At 45.9% G+C, this 12,773-nt stretch carries 7 protein-coding genes; 4 read left to right on the top strand and 3 right to left on the bottom strand.

The genetic code is table 11. From position 1 onward, the window contains the following. The first annotated feature begins 281 nt into the window (after positions 1 to 281). The 4 genes from ONB37_15440 (at position 282) to ONB37_15425 (ending at position 7,746) form a co-directional block, all read left to right on the top strand. Complete coding sequence (locus ONB37_15440; protein MDZ7401549.1) at positions 282 to 1,049, top strand: zf-HC2 domain-containing protein; 768 nt, start codon at positions 282 to 284, stop codon at positions 1,047 to 1,049. 273 nt (positions 1,050 to 1,322) lie between these two features. Continuing rightward, a complete protein-coding gene (locus ONB37_15435) occupies positions 1,323 to 2,513 on the top strand; it encodes a LamG domain-containing protein (GenBank protein ID MDZ7401548.1) in 1,191 nt (396 codons plus the stop codon). Between the two features lie 321 nt (positions 2,514 to 2,834). Beyond that, positions 2,835 to 5,447 (top strand): tail fiber domain-containing protein, encoded by a 2,613-nt coding sequence (locus ONB37_15430; GenBank protein MDZ7401547.1) that lies wholly within the window; start codon positions 2,835 to 2,837, stop codon positions 5,445 to 5,447. Positions 5,448 to 5,562: 115 nt separating this feature from the next. Then, positions 5,563 to 7,746, top strand: coding sequence for a T9SS type A sorting domain-containing protein (locus ONB37_15425; GenBank protein ID MDZ7401546.1), 2,184 nt, complete (start codon positions 5,563 to 5,565; stop codon positions 7,744 to 7,746). Positions 7,747 to 8,121: 375 nt separating this feature from the next. On the opposite strand, the gene ONB37_15420 is transcribed toward ONB37_15425, so the two are convergent. The 3 genes from ONB37_15420 to ONB37_15410 form a co-directional block, all read right to left on the bottom strand. Beyond that, positions 8,122 to 9,009: a hypothetical protein gene (locus ONB37_15420; protein MDZ7401545.1), complete on the bottom strand. Its 888-nt coding sequence runs from the start codon at positions 9,007 to 9,009 to the stop codon at positions 8,122 to 8,124. Between the two features lie 378 nt (positions 9,010 to 9,387). Next, positions 9,388 to 10,122: a GTP cyclohydrolase II gene (gene ribA, locus ONB37_15415; GenBank protein ID MDZ7401544.1), complete on the bottom strand. Its 735-nt coding sequence runs from the start codon at positions 10,120 to 10,122 to the stop codon at positions 9,388 to 9,390. Between the two features lie 265 nt (positions 10,123 to 10,387). Continuing rightward, complete coding sequence (locus ONB37_15410) at positions 10,388 to 12,769, bottom strand: endonuclease MutS2 (protein ID MDZ7401543.1); 2,382 nt, start codon at positions 12,767 to 12,769, stop codon at positions 10,388 to 10,390. Positions 12,770 to 12,773: the final 4 nt, after the last annotated feature.

The raw sequence follows: 12,773 nt of genomic DNA, 5'->3' as shown, positions 1-12,773 counted from the left end.
TGTTCCAATTCCGTGGTCAAATTCATTTCTGTGGGATACCAATTCTGTGGAAGAGCTTTTTCAGACCACAGAAATGGAACGACCACAGAAACAAACAAATGCCAATTTCCGTGGTTGTTCCAATTCCGTGGTTAAATTCATTTCTGTGGGACAATAATTCTGTGGGAGAGCTTTTTCAGACCACAGAAAAAAACTAAATATCAAGTTCCATGGTTGTTCCAATTCCGTGGTCAAATTTTTCTGAATGCTTTTATTATAGACTAATAATTTTGAATGGAGAAATGATGACAAGACATCTGAAGCGGGTAGATTTAGTGCTTTATGTTAATAACATTGGCCTGGCGCTAGAGCAACGGGATCGCATTGAACGACATCTCGAAGACTGCGATACCTGTCGCCGCCAATTGGCCGCCCTGCAACAGCAGATGCGCCAGATAGCCAGCCATAATTTGAGCGAATGCCAAACGATTCAGCGCCGTCTTCCCGCTTTTCTGGATGGCGAACTAACCGAACAACAAGCGCAAGCCATAAAAGAACATTTGAATGGTTGTGATCGCTGCCAGCAGCTCTATCACCTGGCAACTGAGCTGCCAGCCTGGGAAGCGGTAGCTACTGCCGAGGTTGAAGTGCCAACAACATCGCTGGAAAAAATTGAAGCGACTGTTTTTAGCGCCACTAAACAGGCATCTCCGAAAGCGACCGTCAAAAAAGCAACCGAAAAAATCACAACCGCCCTCGAAGGCATGATCGCTGACTTCATCCTCAGTTTCCGTCCTATTCAGCCTGCTGCGGTCTTCCGAGGCAATGGTGCCGACGAGCTGAAAGTGATCGAGCACCCTGGCGGCGACCTGCACTTGGCTACTGGCCTGAAAAACGTGACCCTGGAGCTGACTTCGATCTTTGAGGAATTTACGCTAAGGGCTCAGACCGATGAAAAAGGAGAGATCGTTTTTGAAAATTTAGCCAAAGGAGAGTATATTGCCACTGTTTCGGGCTACCGCTTGACCGAAGTAAAAGTTCGTGCTGCTGAGGATAAGACGGGGAGTTGAGCCGTCAGGCTTTTATTTCATCACGAAATCGATAAAAGGCTAACGCCTTAATTCCCGCAATAATATTTCACCCCAATCTTGTGGGACAAATTGCCAATTTGTCCTGCAGGGTTGGGGATTTTTTTTTGAGTATTGGCATAATTTCATGGATTAATTTTTAAATGAAATCCGTTTATTTCAATGAAGAATTTGCCAGCCTTTGCTGAGCAATTTTTGTGCTCATATTTTCAATAATCCTATAAAAATTGAAAATAAAATGAAGGAGTAAAAGTTATGAAAAAGCTATTCATTAATCAGTACGTGGCTTTCCTTTTGGTGTTGATGCTTGCTTCTGGTTGTGAATGGAAAGACAATCCCACCTCTCCAGAAAAAATTGCATCTGAAAGAGCCAACAATCTAAACAAAACGTCTTGTCTTGAGTGTGTTGAACCGCCTTCGGATTTGGTGAATTGGTGGCCATTCGATGAGAACGATGGTTCTATGGCTGAAGATATTATAGGTGGTAATCATGGATCGATATTCGGTGCAACTCATGTAGCTGGTAAAGTTGCCAAGGCGCTTAATTTTGATGGCAACGACGATTGTGTTACAGCACCAGATAATGCTTCGTTAGATATTACATCCACCATAACTATCGATGCCTGGATTAAATTAACTCGTATTATCAGCGAACAAACAATAGTTTGTAAGCAACCATCAGGTTGGGCAGATGCAAATCATGCTGGCAACTTTGAATTTGGTATCCATTATGCTAAGCTATCATTTAAATCACAGTTTGCTCCGTACAATCGAACTACAGGTCATACGGCCAATATGCCTGATTTGGTCATCGGTGAATGGTATTTTGTTGCAGTTACTGCTGATGCAACTTCAAGAATGGTGAAATTTTATGTCAATGGAAATTTGGTTGACTCCGCCATTTTACCATATAGCATCATGCAGTATACCAATGATGAGCCGCTGCGGATTGGCAGGAGGAAAGATGGGTTATTTTTCAATGGGATCATCGATGAAGTTGAAGTATTCAACCGCATACTTTCCTCTGAAGAAATTAAAGCACTATATAATGCGGGCAGCGCTGGCAAATGCAAGTTCATTCATGTCGAAATTGATATCAAACCTGGTAGCTATCCCAATTCTATCAATTGCCAAAATAACAATGGTGTTATCCCTGTGGCAATCATCACCACTGAAGCTTTTGATGCCACAAATGTTGATCATAAAACCGTACGATTTGGAAAAACTGGCATCGAAGCAATGGAAATGCATGTAGATAAAAAGACCTGTGAACCAAAACGTCATGAAGAAGATGTCGATGGTGATGGCGACATCGACCTGGTTTTTCATTTTCGTTTTGGCGATACGCATATTGAATGCGGCGATGAAGAAGCTATTCTCACGGGTGTAACTTTTGGTGGGAAAAACATAATCGGCATTGATTCCATTCGTGCTTTTGGTGATTGACACCAATCATTCCAAAAATCCCCCCAATCTTGTGGGACCAATTGCTAATTGGTCCTACAGGGTTGGGGATTTTTTTTTGATTCGGGAGTTAAGCCGTCAAGCTTTTATCTCTCATCGCAAACTAAAAGGCTAACGCCTTAATTCCAGGTTGGGGATTTTTGTTATTTGGGAGTTAAGCCGTCAGGCTTTTATCTCATAGCAAACAGTTGGGGATTTTTTTTGAAAAAATTTTTTGATGAGATGGATTAATTTCAAACTGAGATTCGTTTTTTTTAATGCATTAATCAACCACACTAATGAACCAATCAAAAGGAGTTAGCTATGTTACCAAAATCTCGATTTTCAATGGCTGTCATGCTGATCATGTTTCTCTTTTGTTCGATTGGGCTGGCCCAGGTGCCCCAGGTGATCAATTATCAGGGCATGCTGACCGATGCTGGCGACACGGCACTGAATGGCAGCTTTACAATTGAGTTCAAAATCTACGATGCAGCGACAGCAGGCAATGTGTTATGGACCGAAACCCAAACCGTTACCGTCAATGCGGGCCTATTCGATGTATTGCTAGGCTCTGTGACGCCAATTCCGTATACGGTTTTCGATGGCAATGACAAGTTTTTATCCCTTAAAGTTGGGAGCGACCCCGAGATGACACCACGCAAACGGCTGGTGAGTGTTGGCTATACGTTTCGGGCTTATAATGCCGACAAAGTGGATGGCAAAGATGCCTCAGCGTTTGTCGAAGCGGGGCAGGCCAATGCCATTACCACGCCCATGATTCAGGACAATGCGGTTACGGTGGCGAAGATTGCACCGAATATCGTCAGTAGCTTGAGTGGTGTTTCCAATGATGGGGGCAATATCGATCTGGTGGCGGGCAGCAATATCACCATTACCCCAGACGATGCAAATAATAAAATTACCATTGCAGCAACTGGAACGGGGGGTGGTATTGGTGGAAGTGGGACGGCTAATTATCTGCCCAAATTCACAGGGGCTACTACAATTGGCAACTCAGTGGTTTATGAAAGCAATGGAAATATCGGTGTGAGCACGACGAATCCCCTGGCCAAATTGCATGTCGCAAACGGAGAACTTCGATTGGATAAGGCGGATGGTTGGGTGCTGCAACATGTTTCAGAAGGCAACGATAATCCAGGAGTCGGATTAATCGGATTTAACAACACTACTGCTTCAAAATCCGCAGCTTTTCGCTTTACGAAAAATTATGCCCTGGCGATCGATACATGGGACACTAGTTGGAAGGAACGAATGCGGATTTCTAATAATGGCAATGTAGGCATTGGCACCACTTCTCCAACGCAAAAATTGGATGTTGCTGGCACCGTGCAAATGACTGGTTTTAAGCTGCCGACTGGGGCAACAAACAATTATGTACTCACGTCTGATGCCAGCGGTGTGGGCGTATGGAAGCCCATTAGCCCAATGCCCGATAACGATTGGACCATCTCGGGTAATAACATGTATTCGGCTGTATCTGGAAATGTTGGGATTGGTGTAACGAATCCTACTTTCAAATTGGAGGTGGATGGTAGCGCCCAAATTACTTCAAAAGGCGATGATGCGACGATCCTCATGCTGAATTGCGAGCGGCCATTCGCATTTCATCAACGCGGTATTGGCAGTGCGGCTGGGTTGGACTTGCGACCCAATGTCGATGCGAAATTGATCTCCATCTCGGCTTCTGATAAGAAGATCCTTGGCGGCTTCTATGATGACGCTGGCACAAATCCCGATAAAGTCTATTTTGTCCCCGAAAATGGCAATGTGGGAATTGGTACAACAATTCCTACGCATAAGTTGCATGTAGTTGCCCAGGATGCGGTGGGATTATTTGAGTCATCCAGCAATTTAGCATATCTGAGACTTTCAACAAATGAAGGACTCAATAATCGAGTGGAGCTTAAAAATAATCCTGGCGGACGGCTGAGTTTGTGGACGGCTGGTGGATCTGATGTTTTCAATATTACCCGTGATGGCAAAGTGGGTATTGGTACGATAAATCCGACGGCGAAATTTCATCTTGTTTCAGAATATGCAATTTTCGAAGGTACTTCTGCGTCAGTACCCAACTGTCCCGAGATCCAATTTCGAGAAACAAATTCAAAATCCTACTGGATCATGAGTAAGAGAGGAAGCGCTTGGTCGCCAGAACAAAATCAACTGTTATTTTCTTTCTATGATGGAAGCAACTGGTTCCAGTCGATGAATTTAAAGACCAATAAAGACGTGCTGTTCCATGGCAATGTTGGTATTGGAGTAACCAATCCTGGTTATAGATTGGACGTTGATGGTGGCGCCCAAATTACCGCCAAAGGCGATGATGCTACTATTCTCATGCTCAACTGCGAGCGGCCATTTGCATTTCACCAAAGGGGTACTGGCAGTGCCGCTGGTCTGGATTTGCGACCCAATGTCGAGGCGAAATTGATCTCAATTTCAGCGTCGGACAAAAAGATCCTCGCTGGATTTTTCGACGAAACCAGTCCGACAATCGATAAAGTTTATTTTGTGCCCGATGGCGGCTACGTGGGGGTTGGTCTTGCGACGCCAAACCGCATTTTTCAAATCAAACAGGGCGCTGGTCGTGCCATCGCCGATGGCTGGGATGTTTATAGCTCCCGACGCTGGAAAACCAATATTCAGCCCATCCAGGGAGCACTCGATAAGGTTAAACGTCTCACTGGCGTTTTATTCGATTGGAAAGACAGCGGTAAGCACGATCTTGGCCTGATCGCCGAAGAAGTGGGGCAGGTGATTCCTGAGGTGGTAACCTATGAAGAGAACGGCGTCGATGCTCAATCCGTGGATTATGCTCGACTCGTAGCCATCCTGATTCAGGGAATGAAAGAGCAGCAGATGACTATTGAACAACTGACCAAGCGAATTGATGAATTGGAAAAGAAAAAATAATGGTTCAATCAGCAATTTATCATTCGCTCACATCGAACCATCAGAAAAAATACTTTGATGTTGAAGCTAAGTTTTGGTGATATCTAACAATCGAATCAAGATAAGGAGAACTTAGATGATGAAATATAGAACCTGGCTGGGCATCCTGCTGTTGATCCCCTGGCTATTTCTGCCATGGGAGATAGCATCGGCCCAATCCAGTCAAAATTTCAAGATCAAAAAATCGGTGCTTGACCAGGGTGGCACATCATCGCAGTCAGTCCAGTACAAACTGCGAGACGCTATAGGACAGCCCTCGCCGCTGTCATTGGCGACCAGTCCCAATTTCAAAGAGGTCTCTGGGTTTTGGGCTGCGATTCCCCCCTCGCAAAATCCGATTTTGATCGTGTCGCCGACTACGCTGGATTTCGGCACGACAGAAAACACGAAAACGTTCCAGATCACCAATGGCGGCGGGGGCACATTGACCTGGACCGTGGCGGAAAATCCCGATAAGCCCTGGATCACCTCAATCACGCCCAATTCAGGCAGCGGAAATGCCACAGTGACAGTGACAGTCGATCGCAATCAACTGACTGGCAATAGCGATACTGGGACATTGCTGGTTAGTTCCAATGGTGGGAATCAAAATGTGACCGTTTTGATCAGCAAACCAGCCGCAGGCGTCCCCATTTATCCTGTTGCTGCCAGTCCACAATCCGCCGGTGGCGAATTCTGGGTAAATGTAGATGTGGGGAATAGCAACAACCCGGTTGCCAATTTGTTCGGCGTAAGCTTCGATCTGGATTTCAGCAACACCGCCTTTATCGATGTGGTGACGCCCTATGCCAGCAACGTGCTGCCAGGGGATTTTCTGGGCAACGACGTGGTCTTCTTCTTTAATGTCGATGAGACGGGTGGCAAAGTGAATTTGGCGATCACCCGAAAGGCCGGGACTGGTGGCGTCAATGGCTCGGGCACGGTGGCGAAGATCAAATTCAAAGCCGATGCCTTGACGCCGAACAATACCGCCATCGTCTATTCAATCACCAATGTTGCGGCAAATGATCCTGCGGGTGGGATGATTGATCTTACACCCGGTGCAGCGACTGTTATCATCACCAGCGGCATCACTGTCTGGCCAGGGGATACCAATGATCCGATGGATCCTCTGAATATCGTGAACCAGGCGGATGTGCTGCCGATCGGCTTGCATTGGGGCAAAACTGGGCCGAAGCGGACCTGCCATCCTGCGGGCCAAGAGATTATGTGGATGGCCCATAACGCCACTCCCTGGACGCCCGATAAAAATGCGACTTATGCCGATGCCAATGGCGATGGGATCGTCAATCAGGCCGATGTACTGGTCATCGGGCTCAATTGGGGCAAGACGCATACAATGCTGCTGGCCAACAATGCCAATGATGGTGGCTCGTCCAGCTTTTCCTCAGCCGAAGGCAATATGACCAATGGAGATGCTGAATTGGGTCCAATGCCCGATCCTGTCATGATGAAAACCCAAGGCCATGATCAATCGGAACTGAGTCTGCTGGACAGTGCAGTCATCCAATTGAGATTTAACGGCAGCAACAATCCCGGGCAGCATTTCTACATCGATGTTTGGGTGAAACATGTGACCGACCTGTTTGGCCTCTCCTATGAACTGCTTTATTCTCCACGAGATTTTTTGTCGCTGGATTCGGTAAAGCTGGAGCCCAACAGTCTTTTGGGGAATGATATCATCGCATTCTCGCTGGTGGATACGACCCGAAAGGACACGGCCAAGCTCAGCGTCGCCATTTCGAGAAAGTTCGGTCAATCGGGGGTCACTGCCGATAGTGGGCTGGTCACCAGAATCCGTGCCTATATGTCTCCCAAAGCCGTGATCGACACGAGCCAAACCAAACTCTGGTTCAGCAATATTTTCGCTAACGATCCCGTTGGAAACGAGATCCCCTTCAAAGTGGACACAACCAATCTAAAGTGCGTCACTCGAGTTGTGACCAAAGCGCCAAAGGCCGTACCCGATGGGTTTACGCTGATGCAATGCTATCCGAACCCATTCAATCCATCCACCACCATCGAATATCATCTGCCGCAATCGGCTGACGTCAGCTTGACTGTTTATGACCTGCAAGGTCGATTGGTGCGCCATCTGGTCAAGGGAGCTGATGCCGCGGGTTACCATAGCGTTTGCTGGGATGGTCGAGATGAAGCAGGGCAAGTGGTGGCGTCAGGAATTTATTTCTATCAGCTCGAGGTGAAATCGAGAAGACAGCAGTCTTTCAGAGAAGTGAAGAAAATGATTTTGATGAAATGATTTTTGCAGCCCCCAGAATCGCTTAGCAAATCCTTTGATGACTCGAAAGCTCTCAGAATTGGCTCATCACTTTTCGGTTCTGAGAGCTTTCAGTTTTGAGTGCAATGACATTATCCCTTAATTATGCAGAATAACTTGATAATTTATTCGCCATGGTGATGGATTTGTTTTGAAAAGAAAATTCGATATGATAGCTTGATTCTGATTGAGAATTGGGAATTGAGCTATCAGGAGCTTTGCTTTATCTTCTCAAAATGTTTTCTATGAGCAGAATCTGCTTAAAAAATAGCCAAGCTTGAGACGAGGTAATCAGCTTTCAAAACCGATTTAGCTATTCTTGGTGATTTATTCATCAGTCAATTTAAGCATTTTCTTCTAGAATGAACCTCTCAATACCAACCAGAAGACAATCATCAGCACAAGTGCAAGGCATATCATCAGATTGCGTTTGATGCGACGGTTCAGTAGATCCAGTAGCCGGGTATTTTCTTCATCAAAGACTTTTAGAATTTTTTCGAACTCTCGGATGCGCTCTTCATGTTTTCCGATGTGGTTTTTCACGGCGACGGATTGCTTTTTAAACAATTCAGTCAAGCGCTGAATTGCCTCGCGGGGCACAATTTCAAAATCATTCACATCGAGTAATTTGGATTCTTTGAGGGCTGCGAACTCATCGTTTCCTTCTTCAGGTAGATCTGAGGTTGCCTGATTCGGCTCGGGGGATCTCTGATCGAGTTTTTCGCGAATTTCCTTTGTGAACTGATCCATCCGATTATTCATTTCGGCAATCGCTTTTGAGACCCGCTCACCCAACATTCGAATGCCAGTAATCAATTCTTCTCTTAATTTCTCTGGGGAGATGGCGCGTTGCGCTGCCAATGAATTCCATTGGTTCTGCAACTGCACAATTTGAAGATCCTGCTCTGCGATCTTTTGGCTCAATTGCTCAAGATTGGCGATTTCCACTGGAGAGGAGCGCTCGATGCTTTGAATTTGCTGATGGATTTGCTCAAGTTGAAGCTCAAAATGCTGAATAATTTGTCGGAAATTGGCCAGTTCAGCTTTCATCGCTGGTTCGAGTTGGCTCGATTGTTCGGTCGGTATATTTTGGTCGATCTTCAACGCTTCAAATCTCTCAGTGAACGGCGCTGATCCATTGGAAATTTGGGAGTCGTTATTCGAATTATCGGCTCCTTCTTTTCCCGAATCCACTTCATTGATCACCACATGGTTCATCTGCACACCACCCCTCTTAAGTTCCATACCTTCATTCTCAATAGACCGATAAATTCGACCTCACTCGCTCGTCGCAGTAGACGATTGGTCAGAAGTTAGCGCAAAACATAAGCACAATCCAGTTCGAATGAAAGTTTCCGTCAAGTCTAAACTGTTAACTGGCTGTGTTTTTTAGAGGAGATTAGTTCTTGAAGTTAATAGAAATAAGCTGGACAAATGTAAGCAAAAAAAGGTTATTTGTCAATCATTTTCTTTGCTGATTCTTCTTTGGCCCTATGTCTACTGTTCAAAAACAGATTAGGAATCTCAAATTATCAGCAGAAGATACCCTCGGCAGCGACAATTTGGTAATTCGGCAGAATCAGAAAATTTCTGAAATCAGCGCGCTACAATTCGAGCAGCCCATTAATCTAATAGATGCCCAGCCTTTTTCTTCTTTGTGGCGAGATAATCGATATTGTAGGGTGTTGGAGGCATGACAATTCGCTCGCGGCGAACGATATCCACGCCGTTTTCCGTAAGCCCCTTAAGCTTGTCAGGATTGTTTGTGTATAGCACAATCGATTTGATTTTCAACAAACGGATCATCGCTGCAGCAATCTCATAGGTCCTCATATCATCCTTAAAACCAAGGGCGATGTTCGCTTCCACCGTATCCAATCCTTGTTCCTGAAGATGGTACGCTCGGATCTTGTTGGCCAATCCAATTCCCCGGCCTTCTTGCTTCAGATAAAGCAATGCCGCCTTATCCAATTGGGCGAAGGTTTTTAATGCATGTTCTAATTGATCACGACAATCACAGCGCAATGAGCCAAAAATGTCACCGGTCTGGCATTGCGAATGCACCCTGACTGGGACAGCCTCCGCATTTTCCAAATTGCCTCTTGTAATTGCCAGATGTTCTTCTTGATCACGGTTATTTTCAAAAATTGCGATGTCAAATTCGCCGTAGCGCGTGGGCAGATGGGCGCGTGCTACTAACGCGACACAGACATCCGTATCAGCGCAATATCCCCCTTTTGCGAGACAATAGTATTGTGGTGAGATTAATTTTCCTTCTCGTTCTAACCGTTTGATGAGCTCGTTTCGATCTCCCACGAAACGGCATGCCCGGCTTATTTGAGCCCCATTATCATCCATATTCCCCAACCTAAAATGTTAGATCTCAGCTTTTAATAATTATCTAAAAGATCATCTGCATCAAATCATCACAGCGTCTCATAATCCTGCTGTTAACAAAACGAAATTCAAATCACCAATGCCACCAGAAATTATGATCGACCAGCTATTGCAATGATCAATATGGTCGTTCATTTTAACATTGTAAGCGATATTTATAAGCGTTCTATCGATTTTCGTTCCAATTTTCTTATGAGCTCTCGAAAGCAGCTTTTTGAATTAAAGTTTACTTTAATTCCACAACGGTCATTCCCATATCGCCAAGGCTCCATTTTGGGAACCCCTTGCTTTTAACGCGAAGATTTTTATCGAGAAATTCGTGAATAGCTTGGCGTAAGGCTCCGGTGCCCTTGCCATGGATAATATAAATTTTTTCCAAACCAGACAAGATCGCTTCATCCAAGAACTTATCCACCGCGATCAAAGCATCATCAACGCGGAGGCCGCGGACATCGATCTCGTCCGAAGCTGCTGGCTTAAAATTCAGATTGATTTTTCCCTGAGCTGATGCTTCTGGACGAAGTTGAGTTACCCGTAGCTCAGAGACAGGAACCTTGATCTTCACATCTCCAGTTTGAATTAAGACCTTGCCCGCACTATCCGGTTCACCAATTATTGTGCCAATTGATTGATAAGGGATCCAGAGGACTGCTTGTCCAACAACGATTTGATCCATCGATGGTTGAGCATCCTGTGAAGTTTCTGATTCGCTGGAAAAAGCCACCTGTTGTTCCACTTGTTGCAGCCTCTCTTGCTGTTGTTTGATGAGCTGGTGAGCGTTTTGAATGGCAGTTCGGCTGGCTTGTTGTTCTTTGATTTGCCGAATTGCCTGTTCAACGGCACGATTGGCCTCCTGAACAATCTGCCTGGCTTCATCGATCGCCTTACGTTTCAATTCCCGCTCATGATGGATCAATTCATCATATTTCTTTCGATAAAGCTGAAGCAATCCGTCCAATTCGCTCTGTTTGATGGATAATTCGTTGGAAATGGAACGATTGCGTTGCAGCCGGTTCTCGAGGTCTTCAAGCAGTTTTTCGAAATGATTTTTTTTTGAGCCGATCAACTCTCTGGCGCGATCGGTGATCTGGCTGGGCAAACCCCACCTTGTTGCGATTTCGTAAGCATAGCTTGACCCAGGGATTCCGAGGCGAAAATGATAAGTGGGCTCCAATGTATCCCGATTAAATTCCATTGATCCATTTTCCACACCGGGCGTTTCGTGCGCAAAAATTTTCAACGCGCTCTGATGTGTGGAAACAACAGTGAGGCAGCCGATTGCCGTCAATTTTTCCAGAAGTGCGATCGCCAGAGCGGCTCCTTCATCTGGATCAGTACCTGCTCCGATCTCATCGATCAACACCAGGCTGGATTGGGTCACGTGTTCCAGAATCTCTCGAAGGTCAGCAATGTGCGAGGAGAAGGTGGATAGATCATTATCGATGGATTGCTTATCCCCAATCGCCGCAAAAATTGATGCGACGATCGGAATGTTGGAGCTGGGGTCGGCTGGAATATGCAATCCGCAGGCAGTCATTAGGCACAAAAGGCCGATCGTTTTTAATGCCACGGTTTTTCCACCGGCATTCGGACCGCTGATCACCAATGTGCGAAACTGATCGCCCATGGTCAGGTCGAGCGGTACCACGGGCCGACCTGTGTCAAAGCGGAGCACCAGTAATGGATGTTTCGCTTTCACCAATTCCAGTTTGTTGTGATCGTTGATCCCTGGTTGCGTACCTCCAATCTGCTGCGAAAAACGGGCCTTGGCATAGATGAAATCTAATTGAGCCAGACCGGCCATGGTTTGTTGCAAAGGCTGAAGCTGCTCACGGATCAAATCGGTAAGGCTGGTCAGGATGCGCTCGATCTCCCGACGTTCCTCTAATTTTAGGGCGCGCACCTGGTTATTCAGCTCCAACGTTTCAAAAGGTTCGATGAACAATGTTGATCCAGTGGCCGATTGGTCATGAATTAATCCTTTCACGCGGCCGCGATGCTCGCTTTTTACCATTAGAACCAACGAACCATCGCGGACGGCGATCAAGTTTTCTTGGAGATAGCCGTTTCGGGAGAGTTCCCCAACAAGGCTTTCGAGCCTTTTGCGAATGCGCTGTTCTTGAGTTTCGATGGCGCGTCGCAGCCGATTCAGTTGCGGACTGGCGCTGTCCAGAATTTCCATCGTCGATGGGTCAATACAACGCGCAATGGCCTTTTCGAGCGAAGGGAAGGAAATGATCTGATTGACAATGATGGAAAGGTGCGGGTATTTCTCTTTACGTTCCCGAAAATAGTCATTAATTTTTCTCGCTACCTGACAGGTGCTCAATACACGGATTAGCTCCTCAGGGGTTAGAAAATTTCCGATGATCTGGGCTTTCCGAAGGCAGGAACGAATATCTTGCAGATCGGACAGGGGCAATGGATCATCAAAATCCAATATGTCGCGAAGTTCAGTGACTTCGCTCAATAGCCGATTAATTGTGCTCAGGTCCGATAGCGGATGCAATTGAAGGATTTGCTCTCGCCCAGCAGGCGTGATAGCAAGCTGGGAGAGATGGTCAAGAATTCGATCGAATTCTAATGTTGAAAAAGTATTGCTATTCAAAATG

This window comes from candidate division KSB1 bacterium (assembly GCA_034506395.1).
Taxonomy (GTDB): domain Bacteria; phylum Zhuqueibacterota; class Zhuqueibacteria; order Thermofontimicrobiales; family Thermofontimicrobiaceae; genus Thermofontimicrobium.
This window is presented reverse-complemented; position numbering and strand designations above follow the sequence as displayed.